The 18,900-nt window shown below is 39.3% G+C and carries 21 protein-coding genes and 1 pseudogene; 17 read left to right on the top strand and 5 right to left on the bottom strand.

All coding sequences use genetic code 11. The features are described from left to right. Positions 1–457 precede the first annotated feature (457 nt). Entirely contained in the window at positions 458–1,429 is a 972-nt protein-coding gene (locus A1D25_RS06180; protein ID WP_157394823.1) for an NAD(P)H-dependent flavin oxidoreductase, read from the bottom strand. Positions 1,430–1,650: 221 nt separating this feature from the next. Here A1D25_RS06180 and A1D25_RS06185 point away from each other — a divergent pair, with 221 nt between their 5' ends. From A1D25_RS06185 to A1D25_RS06210, 6 genes are all read left to right on the top strand, one after another. Continuing rightward, positions 1,651–2,778 (top strand): AAA family ATPase, encoded by a 1,128-nt coding sequence (locus A1D25_RS06185; protein ID WP_157394858.1) that lies wholly within the window; start codon positions 1,651–1,653, stop codon positions 2,776–2,778. Further along, positions 2,771–3,565, top strand: a complete 795-nt coding sequence (locus tag A1D25_RS06190) for a hypothetical protein (RefSeq protein WP_157394824.1) — start codon at positions 2,771–2,773, stop codon at positions 3,563–3,565. Before A1D25_RS06185 ends, A1D25_RS06190 begins: the two co-directional genes overlap by 8 nt. Next, positions 3,562–4,431 (top strand): LysR family transcriptional regulator, encoded by an 870-nt coding sequence (locus A1D25_RS06195; RefSeq protein WP_157394825.1) that lies wholly within the window; start codon positions 3,562–3,564, stop codon positions 4,429–4,431. The genes A1D25_RS06190 and A1D25_RS06195 overlap by 4 nt, the downstream gene beginning before the upstream one ends. Before the next feature lie 212 nt (positions 4,432–4,643). Beyond that, entirely contained in the window at positions 4,644–5,078 is a 435-nt protein-coding gene (locus tag A1D25_RS06200; RefSeq protein ID WP_157394826.1) for a MarR family winged helix-turn-helix transcriptional regulator, read from the top strand. Between the two features lie 88 nt (positions 5,079–5,166). Then, positions 5,167–5,922 carry an ABC transporter six-transmembrane domain-containing protein gene (locus tag A1D25_RS06205; RefSeq protein WP_240327115.1) on the top strand — a complete coding sequence of 252 codons (756 nt, stop codon included), beginning with the start codon at positions 5,167–5,169 and terminating at the stop codon, positions 5,920–5,922. Between the two features lie 146 nt (positions 5,923–6,068). Then, positions 6,069–7,169: an MBL fold metallo-hydrolase gene (locus tag A1D25_RS06210; RefSeq protein ID WP_157394827.1), complete on the top strand. Its 1,101-nt coding sequence runs from the start codon at positions 6,069–6,071 to the stop codon at positions 7,167–7,169. A gap of 98 nt (positions 7,170–7,267) precedes the next feature. Here A1D25_RS06210 and A1D25_RS06215 read toward each other — a convergent pair whose 3' ends face one another. After that, the gene (locus A1D25_RS06215; RefSeq protein WP_157394828.1) at positions 7,268–7,666 is read right to left on the bottom strand and encodes a MerR family transcriptional regulator; all 399 of its coding nucleotides are present in this window, start codon (positions 7,664–7,666) and stop codon (positions 7,268–7,270) included. A gap of 69 nt (positions 7,667–7,735) precedes the next feature. Between A1D25_RS06215 and A1D25_RS06220 the strand changes: the two genes are divergently transcribed. Continuing rightward, entirely contained in the window at positions 7,736–8,350 is a 615-nt protein-coding gene (locus tag A1D25_RS06220; protein ID WP_157394829.1) for a cation diffusion facilitator family transporter, read from the top strand. A gap of 63 nt (positions 8,351–8,413) precedes the next feature. Here the strand turns inward: A1D25_RS06220 and A1D25_RS06225 are convergent, their stop codons facing one another. Next, on the bottom strand, positions 8,414–9,274 hold the full coding sequence (locus A1D25_RS06225) for an AraC family transcriptional regulator (protein WP_157394830.1): 861 nt from the start codon (positions 9,272–9,274) through the stop codon (positions 8,414–8,416). A 165-nt stretch (positions 9,275–9,439) separates the two neighbouring features. On the opposite strand from A1D25_RS06225, the gene A1D25_RS06230 reads away from it, so the two are divergent. After that, the gene (locus A1D25_RS06230; RefSeq protein ID WP_157394831.1) at positions 9,440–10,213 is read left to right on the top strand and encodes an SDR family NAD(P)-dependent oxidoreductase; all 774 of its coding nucleotides are present in this window, start codon (positions 9,440–9,442) and stop codon (positions 10,211–10,213) included. A 76-nt stretch (positions 10,214–10,289) separates the two neighbouring features. Here A1D25_RS06230 and A1D25_RS06235 read toward each other — a convergent pair whose 3' ends face one another. Beyond that, on the bottom strand, positions 10,290–11,198 hold the full coding sequence (locus tag A1D25_RS06235; RefSeq protein ID WP_157394832.1) for a LysR family transcriptional regulator: 909 nt from the start codon (positions 11,196–11,198) through the stop codon (positions 10,290–10,292). Between the two features lie 107 nt (positions 11,199–11,305). Between A1D25_RS06235 and A1D25_RS06240 the strand changes: the two genes are divergently transcribed. From A1D25_RS06240 to A1D25_RS06260, 5 genes are all read left to right on the top strand, one after another. After that, positions 11,306–11,536: a tautomerase family protein gene (locus tag A1D25_RS06240; protein ID WP_157394833.1), complete on the top strand. Its 231-nt coding sequence runs from the start codon at positions 11,306–11,308 to the stop codon at positions 11,534–11,536. A 10-nt stretch (positions 11,537–11,546) separates the two neighbouring features. Then, positions 11,547–11,843 (top strand): putative quinol monooxygenase, encoded by a 297-nt coding sequence (locus A1D25_RS06245; RefSeq protein ID WP_157394834.1) that lies wholly within the window; start codon positions 11,547–11,549, stop codon positions 11,841–11,843. Between the two features lie 37 nt (positions 11,844–11,880). After that, the gene (locus A1D25_RS06250; RefSeq protein ID WP_205420586.1) at positions 11,881–12,498 is read left to right on the top strand and encodes a GNAT family N-acetyltransferase; all 618 of its coding nucleotides are present in this window, start codon (positions 11,881–11,883) and stop codon (positions 12,496–12,498) included. Between the two features lie 44 nt (positions 12,499–12,542). Then, positions 12,543–13,646 (top strand): SMP-30/gluconolactonase/LRE family protein, encoded by a 1,104-nt coding sequence (locus A1D25_RS06255; RefSeq protein ID WP_157394836.1) that lies wholly within the window; start codon positions 12,543–12,545, stop codon positions 13,644–13,646. 256 nt (positions 13,647–13,902) lie between these two features. Further along, positions 13,903–15,114 (top strand): ATP-binding protein, encoded by a 1,212-nt coding sequence (locus A1D25_RS06260; RefSeq protein WP_157394837.1) that lies wholly within the window; start codon positions 13,903–13,905, stop codon positions 15,112–15,114. Between the two features lie 200 nt (positions 15,115–15,314). Here the strand turns inward: A1D25_RS06260 and A1D25_RS06265 are convergent, their stop codons facing one another. Beyond that, a complete protein-coding gene (locus tag A1D25_RS06265) occupies positions 15,315–16,172 on the bottom strand; it encodes an AraC family transcriptional regulator (protein ID WP_157394838.1) in 858 nt (285 codons plus the stop codon). A 114-nt stretch (positions 16,173–16,286) separates the two neighbouring features. On the opposite strand from A1D25_RS06265, the gene A1D25_RS06270 reads away from it, so the two are divergent. From A1D25_RS06270 to A1D25_RS11085, 4 genes and pseudogenes are all read left to right on the top strand, one after another. Then, on the top strand, positions 16,287–17,414 hold the full coding sequence (locus A1D25_RS06270) for an NADH-dependent flavin oxidoreductase (RefSeq protein ID WP_157394839.1): 1,128 nt from the start codon (positions 16,287–16,289) through the stop codon (positions 17,412–17,414). 25 nt (positions 17,415–17,439) lie between these two features. Beyond that, positions 17,440–17,871 carry an organic hydroperoxide resistance protein gene (locus A1D25_RS06275; protein WP_157394840.1) on the top strand — a complete coding sequence of 144 codons (432 nt, stop codon included), beginning with the start codon at positions 17,440–17,442 and terminating at the stop codon, positions 17,869–17,871. Between the two features lie 8 nt (positions 17,872–17,879). Continuing rightward, positions 17,880–18,173 (top strand): DUF1330 domain-containing protein, encoded by a 294-nt coding sequence (locus A1D25_RS06280; RefSeq protein WP_205420587.1) that lies wholly within the window; start codon positions 17,880–17,882, stop codon positions 18,171–18,173. Between the two features lie 424 nt (positions 18,174–18,597). Then, positions 18,598–18,891 (top strand): annotated as a pseudogene (locus A1D25_RS11085) (hypothetical protein); the annotation flags it as partial. Between the last annotated feature and the right edge of the window lie 9 nt (positions 18,892–18,900).

Below are 18,900 nucleotides of genomic sequence, written 5' to 3' on the forward strand. Positions count from 1 at the left end.
GAGCTTATGATATAAGGCTTTAACGTACTTTTTTTTGAAAATGAATAAAAAACTTGTCCTTTTTGCCAAAATCAGAATATAAAGAAGCACGGTACACAAAAATATCACTCAACGTTATAAATGTCATTGCTGTAATAAAACATTCACCTTTCAACATAAAATAAATCCTGCTGATATTTGGTTTGATTATTCGCAAGGAAAACAGACCTACAAAGAACTCGCTATTAAATATAAATGCTCCGTTAAAACTACGCCTGAACAAAACAAAGCCAACGCTTTGGCATTTTATGAAATGGCGTTTAATCAGCACAAGATAGCTGATGATGTGGAAAGTCAAGCTCATTTGCACAAGCGTTTTACGGTGGCAAGCCTGTCATTCGAATGACATAAGCGGTGAGATTTCTCTTAATTTTTGCAACTGCAAAATTTTAGGCAAATCTCACCGCTTACTTTCCCCTTACTCCCTAAAATCCTGCATCAAATCGTCCACCACTTCTTTGACCGAGCGAATGGCGTGGATATAAGTGATGCCATTGCCAACGGTGATGATGCCATTATCCAAATCGCCGTCTAACATTGCTTTTTTTAGGGCTTGTCCGCCATACATCTTTTGGGCAATCTCTTCACGGCTTGCCCCTTGTTCGTCCATTTTGACAAGTTCGGTAGAAAACGCCGTTGGGATAGAGCGGTAATACGCAGGCGTGGTGCGAAAAATCTGCAAATCACTGGCGGTGTGGCGGACAATCAACTCTTTGACACGCTGATCGGCTGGGCTTTCATGTGTCGCCAAAAATGCCGTACCCACATAAACCCCTTCTGCCCCCAAAGCAAAACTGGCTCGCACCCCACGCACATCGGCTATGCCCCCTGCCAACATCACAGGCACATTCACCGCATCAACAATGTGCGACACCACCGAAAACGAACCGATGATTTTTTCAGGCACCGTACCGCCTTCATCAAAGCCTGTGGCGACAATAATATCCGCCCCCAAGCGTTCGGCATTTTGGGCATCTTCGGGCGTGGCAGTCGCCCCACGAAAAATGACTTTGATGCCGTTTTGTTTGAGTTTAGCAATAATCGGCACCAAATCCACGCCGTCCACGCCATTGACCAGCACCGCCGCCACGCCTTCTTCAATCAGCATATCCACCATATCCATAATGCGACTAAAATCATAAGAAACAATCATCGGTGCGGCAAAAGGCTTATCGGTCAAGGTTTTGGTTTTGCGAACTTCTTGACGCATCCAGTCAATGATTTCGTCCATTGACGTAGGATTATGACGGCGACCTGCAAAAGGCCCAAGCATACCCAGTCCGCCTGCATTGCTCACAGCGGCGACAAATTCGGCATTGGTTACCCAGCTCATCGCCCCTTGAATAATGGGGTATTGAATGCCTAAAATCTCACAAATACGGTTTTGCATAGGTTTTACTCTGTGTTATTGAAATTGGGAGTATTATAATGTTTTCAAATTGGCAAAAGAATGGCTAAAAATGAGAAGTTGTTTTTTGTTTTTGGAAAGATAAAGCGAAAAAATTTTGTTTTCCGTAGTTTTTCTACGGCTTATTGTGCTAAAATATGATTATTTCATTTTGTCAAGACTTGACATCTCACTCATCTACCTATTTTGGTTATGGTGCTACTATGTTAAAAAAATTTACCGTCAGCAATTACCGTCAATTTAATGAACCGTTAGAATTTGATTTAACGGCAGGAGGTTATGCGTTTAATACCACTTGCGTACAGAACGATTTGGTAAAATTGGCGTTGATTTATGGGGAGAATGGGGCAGGAAAATCCAACTTGGGTTGGGCGATTTTTGATTTGGTTTCGCATTTGACAAATAATGAAAACAACCTATCAAAAGACAATTATTTGAATGCCTTATCAAAAGATAAATATGCTAAATTTAAATTTGAATTTGATTTTTTATATAGAGATAAAAATAAGAAAAGCGTATTTTATGAATATCAAAAAAATGAAAATGGGATTTTAATTTCTGAAAAATTAAGAATTGATAATGAATTAGTATTGGATTATCAATTAAACAATCCTTTTTTTACCAATTTATCAGGAACTGAGAGTTTAAATAAAAATATCAACCCATCTCAAAACCTATCTGCTGTCAAATATATTTATAGTAACAGTAGTTTAGATAAAAGAAACCCTAATAATGCGGTTTTTGTAAAGTTTATGGAATTTGTTAATCATATTTTATATTTTCGCAATGTTTTTTCTGGCAAAGATTATATTGGATATAAAGAAGGTCTGGATAATATTTCAGAAGATATTATTGCAAATAAAAACTTAAAAGACTTTCAGACTTTCTTAAATGAATGTGGTATTAACTATGAGCTGGTTACTGTCAAAAATTTCAACAAACAAAATATCGGCATAAAAATGGGAGATAAAGTACTTTCATTTTTTGATATTGTATCAACTGGCACATTAAGCTTAACATTTTTTTATTATTGGTGGCAAAGTATTAAAAAAAATAAAATCCCTTTATTATTTATAGATGAGTTTGATTGCTCCTACCATTTTGCGTTGTCTGAAAAGATTGTTGAAAAGTTAAAAGAATTACCTAACACACAGGTAATTTTAACCACACATAATACCAATTTATTGAGTAATGAACTCATTCGCCCTGATTGTGGATTTGTGATTGATGGCAAACAAATTAAATCTCTTAATAATTTAACCCAAAAAGAATTAAGAGAAGTGCATAATTTAGAAAAACTCTATCAGGCCGGACATTTTAATAATGAATGATACAGAAGTAATTTTATTGATTACAGAAGGGGAAAGGCTTGATATAAGAATATTAAATCAGGTAAAAAAGTCATTTCTACCTGAAAAGAGTGTTAAAATTTTTCCAATTTGTTTAAATATCTATAATCTTTATAAAAAAATGTCCCAATATGATGATTTTGGCACAGAGTTTATAGATATCTTTGTTGTAATCAAAGAAATAATACAAGAGCAAAATAGCAGTAATAATACAGAATTTTTGGCATTAAAGCGTAGCCAAATTAGTGAGATATTTTTATTTTTTGATTTTGATGGACATGACACATTAGTGAGTCAATACCCTAATTGTATTAATGAAATGTTTGAGTTATTCTCTGATGAGACTGAAAATGGAAAGCTGTATATCAATTATCCAATGGTAGAAAGCTATAAGCACCCAGTAAAAAATCAAATAGAAATAATAGATATTTTTAATAAAACTCACTATAAAACTTTTGTGGCTTCAATTTGTGATAAAAAGTTGGAGCAAATAAGCAAAATGGATAAAAATGCTTGGTTGGATTTATTTTTACCGCATTTAAAATCAAGTAACCATTTATTTTTTCATAAATTTGAATTACCAAAAAACTATGTTGAAACACAAGAAATATCGCAACTAGCCATTTACGAGAAACAAAAACAACAGCATATTGATCCTAATAAACAAGTGATGGTATTAAGTTCATTTTCTTGGTTTTTATTGGAATATTTAGGCGAACCACTATTTTTGGAGTGGCAAAACATTGACAATCAAGGATTAAGCCAATGAACCTAAACACCCTTCGCCTATTTGTCGCCATTATTCAACAAGGCAGTCTTTCCAAAGCGTCTGAACATACAGGCGTGCCGATTGCGACCATTAGCCGTCAGATTGCAAATTTAGAAAAAGAGCTAAATATTCAACTCTTTGACCGCCAAAAATCAGGCGTAAAACCCACCACACAAGGGCAACTGTTTTATGAACAGGTGCATCTGAACATTGACAATCTGCTACACATTGAACGCACCTTACACGACCACAAGCACGCATTATCAGGCGTGTTGCGTGTGTCTATGCCGATTGGGATTGACAGTATTTGGAATGTGCTGATGGCGTTTGGGCAACGTTATCCGAATGTCGCCATTCATTGCCAAGCCACCGAACGCACGATTGATTTGGTGGCTGATGGCATTGATGTGGCGTTTCGTATGGGGGAGCTGAAAACCGACAGCGTGATTGCCACGCCTGTGGCTTATGCTCGGGCTGTTTGGGTGGCAAGCCCTGAGCTTATTGCTAGGCTTGGCACACCGACCACGCCTGATGACTTATTGCATTATCCTTGTGCCAGCTTTGGCAAAAGTGGCGAGCAGTCTATCGCCTTTGAATGGCAGGACGGCAAATGCCAAGTGCCTTGTGTGTTTGTGTCTAATGACAATTCGGCGATTGTGCATTGGGCGAAAATGGGGCAAGCGGTGTGTCTGATGATGGATAACACCGCCCAATCTTTGATAGAACAAGGGCAAGCGGTGCAAGTGTTGGCTGATTACCCCAGTATCCGCTTTCCTATCAACGCCCTATATCTGGCTCACCGCCACCGCTCGGCAGTGGTCAAGTCGTTTATTGAGTTTGTTAAGGAAGTGGGTGGGTGGGTTTAAGAGCGGTCAGATTTCCCTTAATTTTCCCAAAATTAAAAAGTGTAGCCCCACCTTTCACACCCAATCTCAAAACCTTGAATTTAGTCCTAAAATTTACTATAATGTGTAAATGGTAATTTTTAGGACTATTTTTATAGCCAAAGTCTTTTATGGTTACGTCAACAATCCCAACCTTATGACAACACACCCTTAACTAAAAATAGGAGTATATCGTGAATACCCATTCTAATGCCCTAGACCAACTTGGCGGTATTTCCACCAAGATATTAGAAAGCTATGAAATCTTTGCCAAAAATCATCACTTAAATGGCAATGAATTGGCGATTTTATATGCGTTGTGGGTTTATCAAGCACGCACACAAAAACAAATCGCCGATGAATATCTGATCGCCAAACAGACCATTAACACCTTGTGCAAAAAGTACGAAGCAGACGGCATAATTCAAAGCACGGCAAGCGATAACGACAAACGAGAAAAAATTTTGCATTTAACCCAAAAAGGGCAAGCGTTCGCCAGACCCATTATTGAAACCCTGCTCAATCAAGAAAATAAAATCATTGATGAATTTGGCACAAAAAGAATGGCGTTTTTATTAGATGAATTTATGCAATTACAGCAGTTAATGGCACAGACATTGGAGCGATAAATGACCACCGCCATTCATACATTAAAAAAGATTGCCATTGACAATAAAGGCAAGTTATCTGCGACATTTGGCTTGGTGGCATTGGAGAATGCTCTGTTTTTATTGTATCCGCTGGTGGGGGAGCTTTGCGGTGAATGCGGTAATGGCAGGCAATACGATGCAGGCGTTGGTTTATGCGGCAATGGTGTTTGGCATTTGGGCAGTGGGTTCGGCTCGCCGTGCGGTGGATACTCGGGCGTTTGTACGCATTTATGCCGATTTGGCGGTTAAGGCGATAGTCAATGAAAAACAAAAAGGCTCAACTTCAACGGCAATGGCTCACGCCGTTTTGGCTCGGCAGTTTGTGGCTTTTTTTGAAGAGCATTTGCCGATTTTAATTACCGCTTTATTTAATGTGGTGGGTTCGGTGCTGATGCTGTTGATTATTGAATTTTATGCAGGCGTGGTGGCTTTGCTGATTTTATTGGCATTTGCGTTTGTCTTGCCTAGTTATAGCAAAAAGAATGACAGGCTGTATTTTAAATTAAACAATCGCCTTGAAAATGAAGTCAATACCATTGAAAAAAATCATAATCCTTTGCTGATTAAACATTATGATTTATTGGCAAAAATCCGTATTACCATTTCTAATCGTGAAGCCTTTTCTTATTTGATGATTGGCGTGTCAATGGCGATATTATTTGGCACAACGCTAACAATATTAAGCCATAAAACGGTGCAAGCAGGGCATATTTATGCGGTGATAACTTATCTTTGGGGCTTTGCGATGAGCCTTGATGATATGCCAAGATTGGTAGAAAAATTTTCCGAATTAAAAGATATTGGCAAAAGGGTGGTGGTTTAGGGGGGTTGGGTAAGCGGTGTTTTTGTTTGGGGATTTTGCAAAAGATTTTCAGTCTACCTGAAAAATTATCCAATTAGACAAATTTTTAATCCAATTAGGCAAGAGACGCACCACTAAAATAAGCAGTCAATTTTTGAGTGAATTTAATGAAAAAAATGTTTATCGGTTTTTTAATCATCATCGCCATTTTGGTGATTGTTGTCGTGGCGTATTTGCAATTACCCTTATTTGGGGCAAACCCAACAGGCGAACGCCTTGCCAAAATCCAAACTTCACTGCATTATAAAAATGGTAAATTCCAAAATCTATCCGATACGCCAATGCTCACCAGCGACAAAAGTGTCATTCGGGCGACTTTTGATATGTTTTGGGAAGCCGACAAAAACATCAAACCAAAATCGCCAATACCCTCTATTAAAACCGATTTAAATACTTTGCCTAAAAATAAAGATTATTTTGTTTGGCTTGGACATTCGTCTTATTTGCTACATTTAAATCAAAAAACTTATTTGATTGACCCTGTTTTGGTATCGGCAATGCCCCTGCCTTTTGGTGGTAAACCTTTTAAGGGGGCAGATATTTATACGCCCCAAGATATGCCAAAAGTGGATTATCTGATTATTACCCACGACCATTATGACCATTTGGATTATGATACGATTAAAGCAATGAAAGATAGGATTGGGCAAGTGATAACGGGGCTTGGCAATGGCGAACATTTTGAACGCTGGGGATTTTCGCCCAATCAGCTTATTGAATTGGATTGGTATCAAGCGATTAAATTGGGCGAATTAAACATTACCGCCTTGCCCACTCGCCATTCATCAGGGCGTGCTTTAAAACAAAATCAAACGCTGTGGGCATCGTTTATGCTACAAGTGGGCAATAAAACCATTTATATCGGTGGCGATAGCGGTTATGATGTGTTTTTTAAAGACATTGCCAAGCAATTTCCTAATATTGATGTGGCGATTATGGAAAATGGGCAATATGATAAAGACTGGGTGAATATTCATTTTTTGCCTAATGATTTCATTCAAGCGGTCAAAGATTTAAATCCCAAAAAATTATTGGCGGTGCATAATGGTAAATTTGTCCTTGCCAAACACGCTTGGAATGAACCGATGGCATTATTAAGCCAATCCGCCCAACAAGAAAATTTACCGCTTTTTACTCCCAAAATCGGCGAAGTATTCTACCTTGATGATAATCCTAATTTTGAAAAATGGTGGGAAGGGGTGGGATAATGAACAATAAAAACACCGTTTGAATTTGATATTCATATCAAGCAAGCGGTGTTTTTGTTTTTAAATTTTGCAAATATTTTCAGGCAGCCTGAAAAACATTATCCTTTATCTTTAATACTTTTAATGATTTGACAATTTTCAATTTTTTTATTTTGACAACCAATAATTTGTTCCAAAAATGATTTAACTTCTTGTAATTGCTTAATTTGTTCGTTGATATGCGATAAATGTTTTTGGGTTAATTCATCAACATCATCACATTGATGATTGGGAGTTGTTTGGAATGTCAATAAGACCTGAATGTCTTTTAAAGAAAAACCGATATTGCGACAAGTTTTAATAAAGCGTAATTGTTCTAGCTGATTTTCATCAAAAACTCGGTAGCCATTAGCTTGAAAAGTTGGCTTGATTAAGCCTTGTTTTTCATAATAACGAATGGTTTCTAAATGAATGCCTGTTTGTTCACTGGCTTGTTTAATTTGAAAGATTTTTGACATTGTACTTGACCCTGTAATGACTACGGAGTTTATATTATAGCAAATTTCAATCATCTTTCGGAGTTTGTTATGACGTGCCAAAGTTGTTGCAGTTCAAATCAACCCACTCATCAATCACCCAAGTACAAAAAAGCCTTGTGGATTGTCTTGATGTTAAATTTATCAATGTTCTTTGTGGAAATTGTAATGGGGGTTAAATCAGGTTCAACTTCACTATTGTCAGACAGTTTGGATTTCTTGGGCGATAGTGCTAATTATTTGATAAGTTTGATTGTTTTGCCAATGGCGTTAAGTTACCGTGCCAAAGCGTCTATGGTCAAGGGGCTAACGATGGGCGGTTTTGGTTTATTTATTTTAATTACGACCGTTTATCGTGTGTTTTATGGGGAAATCCCCAGTTATTCTGAAATGAGCATTGTGGGATTTTTGGCGTTATTGGTGAATGTGTCGGCATTGTTGATATTATTAAAATTTCGTGATGGTGATAGTAATGTTCGAAGTGTGTGGGTGTGTTCTCGCAACGATGCGATTGGTAATGTGGCGGTAATTTTGGCTGGTATAGCAGTTTATTTTTTTCAATCAAAATACCCAGATTTAATTGTGGCGTTTATTTTGGCATTTTTAGCATTACAAGCCAGTCAAGAAATCATCAAAAGAGCTTGGACAGAATTAAAAGTCAGTTAATTTAAAACACCGTTTGGACTGATGTTCAAGCGGTGTTTTTGTTTTTAAATTTTGCAAATATTTTCAGGCAGTCTGAAAATCCGCACTCGGACTTATCCCAAACATTCTTTTATATTCACGGCTAAACTGACTGGAGCTTTCATAACCGACATCGTGAGCGATTTGGGCAAGCGAGCCTTGTTTTTGCTTGATGCGTTGTCTGGCTTCGGTCAATCGCAATGACTTTTGATATTGCAGGGGGCTAATGGCGGTAACTTGGCGAAAATGGCGATAAAAGTTCGGCACACTCATATTAACTTGATTTGCCAGCATTTCTATGGTCAAGGTTTGCCGAAAATTTGCCTTTAAAAAAGCAATCGCTTGGGCGATTTTGGCGACATTACCACCCACCGCAACCATTTGATAAAGTCTGCCTGCCATTTCACTTTTTAGCAAATGATAATGCAATTCTCGCTGAATAAGTGGGGCTAATATCGCCACATCATCAGGTGAACACGCCAAATTTGCCAAGCGGTGTAAAGCGTTTATCATCGGCTCGTTAATCGTGCCAATTTGAGCTGGGCTATCCGATGAGAAATGAGCAGACGATTTGCCCAAATCTATCATCAGTTGCAATAAAATAGGGGCATTTAATTTCATCTGAATACCCACATAAGGATAATTTTCACTCGCTCCCAGCACTTCGCTTGTAATCGGCAATTCCACCGAATAACACATATATTGCCCATCGCCATAGCTTAAACAATTTTCGCCCCAATACACCGTTTTTTGCCCACGCAAAATAAAACACACCGCAGGTTCTTGCAGATAGCTAATCTGCGGAATGGGCGTATCACAGCGATACAAGGTCAAGCCCACTTCTGGCAATGCTTTGATTTCATCTTTTTGCAGAAAGCCTAACATTTCTTGGATTAACGTGTGCATAGTATTGCCTATTTTTATCAAAACAGAGCGTATTGTAGCAAAAAATGATGATTTTTGGCGTTTTTGATAGGATTAGGCAAACCTTTGATAAAATCAACCTACCGTCATTTGTCGGTCATTCTTTAAAATGGCAACTTCTTTTTCAAACCCATTTTGGAGTATCTTATGCAAAACAAATACGTTGTGATTACAGGGGCAAGCGGTGGTATTGGCGAAGCGAGTGCCAAATTGTTTGCGTCAAAAGGCAAAAACTTGATTTTGGTGGCACGCCGTAAAAATCAGTTGAACGACATCAAAGCCAGCATTTTGGCACAATTTCCCAATATTGATGTGGTAGTAAAACCTTTTGATTTGAGCCAAATTGACGAATTGCCAAAATTGTATCAAGACTTGACCCAATATCCGATTGAAACTTGGATTAATAACGCAGGGTTTGGCATTTTGGAAACGGTAAAAGAACACGATATTAACCGTGTTTTGAGTATGATTAAATTGAATATTGAAGCATTGACCGTGTTGTCCATTTTGTTTGTCAAAGATTTTGCCGATGTGGACGGTGCAAAGCTCATCAATATTTCATCAGGGGCGGGCTATAACATTGCTCCGCTTGCAACTGCTTATTGTGGAACAAAATATTTTGTCAGTGCGTTCAGCGAAGGTTTGGCACACGAAATGGCAATGACAGGGGCAAAATTGCAAGTCAAAGTGCTTGCCCCAGCTTCCACCAAAACCGATTTTGCCAAAACTGCGATGCAAGACGACAGCATTACCTATGGCGAAGACAGCCTGTATTTCAATAAATTCAATACCGCTGAAGAAATGGCAGACTTTTTGTACCAGCTTTATGCCAGCGATAAAGTAGTGGGTATGGTTGATTATGAGCAATTTACATTGAGTTTGCTTGATCCACAATTTAAGCATTTGTATCAAATGGCATAAGGTTTAAAGGGTGTGGTAAAAACACCGTTTGTGAAAAAAAACAAGCGGTGTTTTTGTGTGGGAATTTTGCTAATTTTTAGGTTGGCTGAATATCTTTTGCGACTTCCTTCATCACTTGGCGAAACCAAATCTGCACAGGATCATAATTCGTTTTGGCGTGCCAAGCCATAACTTTGGTGTAGCCTTCAATGACAAGGGGTGGCTTTAACAGTATCAGCTCATTTTGTGTTTTTAAAAAATGTATTGGAGCAACGGTTGCCAAATCACTATTTTTTAACAAATCAGGCAATAGCGAAAAATGCCCAATGGACATTTTGACCGTGCGACTTCGCCCAAGCCTTGCTAATGCTTCATCAGTCGCCCCCGTAAAATGTCCGCCGTGATAGGCAACCAGCACAAATTCCAATGCACAAAAAGCGTCCAAATCCCATTTTTGAGCTAAGACTGGGTGGTCTTGACGTACCGCACAGCCATATTCTTCACCCATTAAAAAGTCAAAATGCACTCTGTCGTCCAGTTGCTGTTGTCCTGTCATTGCCAAATCCCATACACCGTCCGCCAAATTTTTATTTAAATCTTGCCCTTGTACCGCCAAAAATACGACTTTCACTTTGGGGGCAAGATGGGCAAGCTTTAGGGCAAAAGGCACACCCAGTGTGCGAATGCCATTTTCTGTGCCAGCCAGCTTGAAAGTGTATTCTAAATTGATGGGATTAAAAGCCACAGGTTGCATCAGTATGCCTATACTGTCCAAAATCGCCTTGACAGGCTGGGCAAGAGCTTCGGCTCTAGCGGTGGGTATCATTCCGTGGGCTGTGCGGATAAATAAAGGGTCATTAAAGCGGTGGCGGAGCTTGGCAAGCATTGTGCTGACCGCAGGCTGAGTGAGGTTCAAACGCTCGGCGGCACGACTGACATTTCGCTCTTCAATCAGGGCGTGCAAGGCTTTTAAGAGGTTTAAATCCAAATTATTCAGGTTTTGCATAGATATAAATACTTTTGATAACTTTTATACAATTTTATTATTTTAATTTATATCATAAAGTAGCTTAAAATAACAGCCATCACCAACCAATTTATAGGAGCAAAAAAATGCCTCATATTACCCTACAATGCTATCCGAAAGGCTTAAATGAACAGCAATTGCAAGCCTTTGCCGATGATTTGACCACTTTTGTCAGCGAGCGTTTAAACACGCCTGCCGAATACATCACCATTGATTTTCAGGAACTTGATGAGCAGGCATTCAAAGAAAAAGTTTGGGATACAAAAATTGCCCCTAATGCTGATAAATTATTGCGAAAGCCACATTATCAATTATAGGGGTAAACAAATGCTAGCCATCTATGCTCAGTGCTTTGTCAAAGCTGAAAAAATAGCAAAATTTCAACAAATAGCTAATGAATTAACCATATCTTCTCGCCAAGATACAGGCTGTATATCTTATCATTGTGGGCAAGTACAAGGTCAAGAAAATACCTTTGCTTTTGTGGAGTTATGGCAATCACAATCAGCTTTAGACGCTCATTTGCAAACTAGACATTTTCAGACCGCCTTAAAAGCATTTGATGAGATTTTAACAGCTGAGTTGGATATTCAGTTGGTTGATTTGATGGAAAATGCGGAGTAAACAATGAAAAAACTGCTATCGGCTTTTGCATTGCTCAGTGGTATATCCAGCGATTGAAAAATTGGTTGAAATCGCTTTTCAAAATGCACCACATTCAGAGCATAATGAGCATATTTTGGTGGCAAAATTACGACAAAATGCCGATTTTATACCTGCATTATCCCTATGTGCCAAAGATGAACAGGGGCAAATCATCGGTTATGTGCTATTAAGCAAAATTATGGTTGGCAATCAAAACGAGCTGGCACTGGCTCCGATTGCAGTTCTGCCAGAATATCAAGGACAAGGTGTGGGCAAAGCCTTGATTTTGCACGCTCACACAGTTGCCAAAAGTTTAGGTTTTTCTTATTCCATTCTGCTTGGCGACCCCAATTATTATCAAAAATTGGATTATCAAAATGCATCAAAGTTTGGCATTGTTTCGCCTTTTGACGTACCTGATGAGTATTTTATGGCATATCCTTTATATAGTCCTCCCAAAAAGATTGCAGGAATTGTCGTGTATCCACCTGAATTTGGTGGTTTGATTTATCTTAATTTTCACAATTGTAAAATTTTAGGCAAATCTCACCGCTTATTTTTCTTTCAACACTTTAAAAACTTTCCAAAAATGAAAAACAACCTTTCATTTTTTGCCATTCTTTTACATATTTAATAAGATAAAATAGCCTTATTGTATTTGATATTAAGGTCAATTTTATGAAAAATGTATTTAAAACCAGTCTTTTGGCTCTAACCCTTGCCACATTGGGCGTGGCGTGTACGCCAATCCACCAAGCGGTTCAATCAGCCCCAAGCATTCAGACGGCAAGCACTCAAAATAGTAGCATTGACAGTGCCAAAAATGTCAGCCAATTAAGTTATGTCAAAGGTATTCAAAACCCAGAAGATTTGGTGCAAATCCCCAATACCAAATGGATCATCGCCAGTGGTATGGCACCCAAAAGCGGACTGCATTTGATTGATAGTCAAAGCAAAACCGCCCAAAGGCTGATTGCCCCCAAAGCACACAAACCGTCTGCGTCATATCCTGACAGCCAGCCACAGCCCCACGCCGATGAAATGCAAATTCACGGCATCAGCATTCGTGAAGTCGGCAAGGGCAAATATCATCTGTATGCGGTCAATCACAATGGTTTTGACCAAAATATCACACGTGAAACCATTGAAATCTTTGAAGTGAACACAAGTAGCACCACCCCAACACTCACTTGGCTTGGCAATGTGCGTATGCCCAATGATTATGCAGGCAATGGCGTGGTGGCTCATTCAGACGGCTCTATCTATGTAACGGTGATGACCCACCCGCACAATACGCTTGATGAGATGTTTGCAGGCAAAACCACAGGGGCGGTTTATCGTTGGACACCGACCACACGTCAATTTGAAAAATTGAAAGGCTCGGAATTAAACGGCAATAACGGCATTGAGCTGTCCAAAGACGGCAAATTTATCTATGTCGCCCATATGCAGGGTATGAGTAAATTAACCAACACCAACCCCACCAAAATCGTGGCTCAAACTCGCCTAAATTATGGCGTGGCGGACAATCTGCATTGGAATGGCGATACGCTCATCACCGCAGGGTCTATGGCTTTGACTTGTCAAAATGGCTTAACCTTTGATTGTTTAAAAGATTATCACATCAGCCAAATCAGCCCTGATAATTTGGCAATCCAGCCGATTTTTAAAGGCAAATACACGGCTGATTTTAGCGGTGTTTCTACGGTGCTTGCGGTGGGCGATGCTTATTATTTAGGCTCGTTTTATAAAGATAAATTGGCGTATTTTGAGGTGAAATAAGGCTTTTAAAAGCGGTGGGATTTGTCTTGATTTTTGCAAGTGCAAAATTTTAGGCAAATCTCACCGCTTGTTCATCAAACCTGCCAACATTTCCCCTGCTTCCATTTTTCTACAAAACTGTTCATTACTATCAAACACTAGTGTTCAATAGTAACAAACACTTTGCTTTTCTTTCTATTTTTAGCATAAAATAGCTTCCATTAGTATCAATAACCTTTGTTCGTTAGTAATGAACAGATTGATAAGGAGTTATGTTATGCTATTAAAATCAGAGCTTGCCCAAGCCATTGCAAACCAACAACAGCAGTTATTGTCGCAACAAACCTACCCACGAAAAATGCTGGAGAAAATCAAAATGTTACCTAATTTTGCTTTGGTGGTATCGGGTATTCGCCGTAGTGGAAAAAGCACACTACTCACACAACTTATTGATAAACAATCAGAAAATAATTATCTCTTTCTTAACTTTGACACACCGCAGCTTTTCAATTTTGAGTTTAGCGATTTTGCCTTACTTGATGAAATTATTGCCGAAAATCCGCAGATTCAAACACTCTACTTTGATGAAATTCAAGTGATTGACGGCTGGGAAGTGTATGTGCGTGGTAAGCTTGATCAGGGTTATCAAGTGGTGGTAACGGGTTCTAATGCGTCTTTGCTCAGTCGTGAACTCGGCACAAAACTGACAGGACGGCATATCAGCAAAGAGCTTTTCCCTTTCTCTTTTGTGGAATTTTGCGAATTTCTCGGCAAGGTGAAAAATGCCGATGCAGTATCGGATTATTTGGCTCTCGGCGGTTTTCCGCAATATCTGCAATTCAATGAAGACGAGATTTTAAACGCCTTGATTAACGATATTTTATACCGTGATATTATCGTCCGTTTCGGCATTCGTGACGAACGTGCGATGAAGCGTTTGTTGATTTTCTTGGCGGGCAACGTGGGCAATTTGATCAGTGCAAACAAGCTCAAACAAAGTCTTGAAGTAAAAAGCACTTCCACTGTGCAGGAATATCTCTCACATTTGGAGCAAGCCTATGTGGTTCATTTGTTGCCGAAATTTGCCTATTCCTACAAAACTCAGCTCGCCAACCCACGCAAAGCTTATTTTATAGACAATGGTTTACAGCGTGTGATTAGCCCATCTTTCAACCAAGATCTCGGCAGAAAGCTGGAAAATGCCGTATTTTGGGAACTCAGACGACAATTTTCAGAGCTGTATTACTACAACGAAAACAACAAAGAATGCGATTTTGTCATCTGCCAGAACAGCACCCCAACACAGCTTATCCAAGTCTGCTGGCAACTCAGTGCAGAAAATATCGCTCGTGAACGTGATGGTTTGATTGATGCAATGAATTTCTTTAAATTGGAGCAAGGTTTGATTATTACCTTTGATCAGGAAGATAAAATGATTGTGGACGGAAAAATGATTGAGATTGTGCCGTTTTGGAAGGTGTTTGGGTAAAGGCTAACATTGTCAGCAGTAAGCAAGCGGTGAAAATTTGCAAAAACCCCACCGCTTTCGCCAACCTAGCTAATATTATCTTGTGCCGATTACAAATTTCTTATCGTGTATTCCTATTTCATAGCCAAAAGAAAAACATAATAAAAGGTTGTTTGTTTACAAAAAATCATAAGCAAGTCCAGCTTATTGATACAAAGGTTTTATGGCTGAACATCATATTTAGGGCTTACCCCAAAATGTCTTTTATATTCTCGGCTAAATTGACTTGGGCTTTCATAACCGACTTGGAACGCAATATTGGCGATATTGCTTTGTTTGGTTTGAATGAGTTTTTGTGCTGCCAGTAAGCGATGCGATTTTTGATATTGTAACGGCGACATATTGGTCATTTTTTTAAAATGTAAGTGAAAACCAGATACTGACATTCCTGCCTGTTTCGCTAAATCATCTACACGCAACGGCTCAGACAGATGTTGCTCGATCCAACGTGCTGTTTGAGCAATTCGATTTGTGTGGCTACCTATCTGTACCAATTCGCATAATTTCTGTCCTTGTTCGCTTTTTAGCAGAATATAGTAAATGTGTTGCTGAATAAGTGGGGCAAGAAAATCTATATCTTCTGGCGTTTTGAGCAAATCAATCAAGCGTTCAAATTGAGCCAGTAAATTTTCTTCCATTTGCCATTGTAAGAAAGCGGTCGATTTTGACCGATTTTTTGCACTTATCTTAGGAAGATGAGGTACGATGCTTGCCACCATTTTTAAATCAATTTTCATCGTCATCATCAGATAGGGCTTTTCAAGGCTTGCTTCCACTACTTTTACCGACAATGGTACATTTATTGGACAGAACATAAAATGTTGATTATTGAATAGCGTACATTGATCACCGACACAGATTTTTCGTTCACCTTGCAACACAATACAAATGCGAGGTTCGAGAATGGTGTTTACCACAGGCATAGGGCAATCAGCGTGCTGAATGACAAGTCCATCAATGGGTGTTTGCCAAAATTGATTTTTCGGCACAAGCGGTAATAATTTATCAATAATTTGCATTTATGTTTTTTAGAGAATCAGGCAAGAATTTTGCAGGAATGATATACCGACAATCATAAAATTGCCACTAAAATAACCGCACTTCTAATGGATAAAACTTAATGGGAGAACATAATGAGTTCACTTTTTCAAACTTATACTCTTAATAATGGTGTAGAAATTAAAAACCGCCTAGTGGTTGCACCAATGACTCACTTCGGTGCAAATGAAGACGGTACATTAGGCAAGCAAGAGCGTACTTTTATCAGTAACCGTGCAGTGGATATGGGAATGTTTATCACTGCGGCAACTTTAGTGGCGAAAAATGGTAAAACCTTTGTGGGGCAGCCTGAAGCCCTTGATGATAGCCACTTAGATAGTTTGCGTGAAACCGCAAAAGTATTGCAAGCACAAGGTACCAAAGCGATTTTACAAATTCATCACGGCGGTGTGAATGCACAAGCCAATTTAACAGATGGGCAAGGGTTAGTTGGTGCATCAGATCACACTGAAAGTGGTGCAAAAGCGGCAACGGCTGACGAAGTAGCGGGGTTAATTCAAGCCTATACTAATGCAGCAGAATTAGCGATTCGTGCAGGCTTTGACGGTGTAGAAATTCACGGTGCGAATGGCTATTTGATTCAACAATTCTTCTCGGGCGAATTTAACCGCCGTACAGATGAATGGGGCGGTAGTCTTGAAAAACGTTTACGTTTCCCATTAGCGATTGTGGATTCAGTCGTCGCATTAAAAGAGAAATATGCAAAACCAGAATTTATCGTAGGCTACCGTTTCTCGCCCGAAGAACCAGGGGAAAATGGCTTAACGATGGCGGATACTTTCGCTTTAATTGATGCGTTGGTGGAAAAACCATTGCAATACTTGCACGTTTCTCTTCACGAATTTGACAAAAAAGCACGTCGTGGAGCAGACACAAACCTCACTCGTATGCAACTTATTCACGAACGCATTAACGGTAAATTGCCGTTAATCGGTGTGGGTGGCTTACTTTCAGGTGAGCAAATTCGTGCAGCATTCCAAACAGGTTGGGCAGAATTTATCGGTTTAGGTAAAGCGGTAATGGTAAATCCAAATATTGCCACTTTACTGAAAGAAAACCGTGATAACGAAATTGCTACTGAGCTTGACCCAACTCGTGCTGACCAATACGGAATGCCAGATATTCTATGGGGTCTATGCCAACAAGGCGGAGCGTGGTTACCACCAGTGAAAGGGCAAGAGTGGAAACCGTTAGATATTTAATTTTGATATTAAGAAGGAATAAATAATGAAAATTTTTTACCAAACATCAGCAACCGCAACGGGTGGTCGTGATGGTCGTACTCAAGTCGATGACGGCTCAATCGGCTTTGATTTAGTCGGTTTCCAAAATGAAAGCAGCAAAGTCGGCACAAACCCAGAACAGCTTTTTGCAATGGGTTATGCAGCTTGCTTTGACAGTGCAATGAACCACGTTGCACCAACTTTAGGTTTAAAGCCGACTAAATCAAGCTCCACCGTAGGGGTGGGTATCGGTCAAAAAACCGATGGTGCATTTGCTTTGGATTTGGATATTACCATTACAGTGGAAGGTTTAAGTTTAGAAGATGCAAAGAAATTGATTGAAAAAGCACACGAAGTCTGCCCATATTCAAACGCCACTCGTGGTAATGTAGATGTGCGTTTGCACGTGAATGTAGTTCAACAATTTGATTTATAAGGAAACCAATGATGACAGCTTATGTTGTTTTTATTCGTGATGAAATGAAAGACCAAACCGCTTATGATGAATATCTGCAATTAGACGTGCCGACACTGGCTCCGTATGGTGGTGAGATTTTGGTGGCAAACGGAGAATGTGAAGCCTTTGAGGGTGCGGAAATTGACGGTTCGGTAATATTACGTTTTCCTGATATGGCTGCCGCTCGTGCTTGGTACACCAGCCCTGAATATGAAAAAATCAAATCAATGCGTTTGAACGCGACGCTCGGACGTGCAGTGTTGTTGAATGGCATTGCTTAATTCGCTGACAAGCGGTTAGATTTTGCAAAGTTTTTGCGAAATCTAACCGCTTTTGAAGTGCTAAAGGTGAAATAATAGGGGGAATGGATCAAATGGCTGCTAATAAGATTTTTATTATGTTATGAGTAATCTCACCGCTTGTTTGATTCTCGTTATATTTTTTTGATCCTATGGAAACTTTTTATATCTTGATATAATCAAATATATAACGTTTATATATCACATAGGATAATTATCAATGAAGATCAAAAAAACAGTACTCACAACCTTAATCACAGGTTTATTCGCTATCAGCCAAAATGTGTGGGCAGATAATCCACCTACAACCAAACCAGCTAATGCCCCAATGCCTGTTAAAACCGAACTGGTTCGCTACCCAACGCCGACACATTTAGATTTTACAAAACAACAAGGTCAAACCAAACAGCACTTTACTGATTTTTCCAAACAGCACAGCACCATCGCCAATGCCACTAAAGCCACAGACGATAAAGTCAAATTGATGAATGCAATGAGCCATCAAAGCCCTACACAATATTACCGTATCCGTGTGGGTGAAAATGACCGAGACACATCACTTGCCATTTCGGCACTGCTTGCTCTAAAACTTCAAAATGAAGGCAAGCAAGTGGACTACGCAATGCCTTGGGGTATTCCACATAGTGGCGATTACGATTTAGATGAATTGTTTGACTGGATTAAGAAAATCAGTATGTAGTCTGAATGG

It is taken from the genome of Ursidibacter arcticus, from assembly GCF_009761375.1.
Taxonomy (GTDB): domain Bacteria; phylum Pseudomonadota; class Gammaproteobacteria; order Enterobacterales; family Pasteurellaceae; genus Ursidibacter; species Ursidibacter arcticus.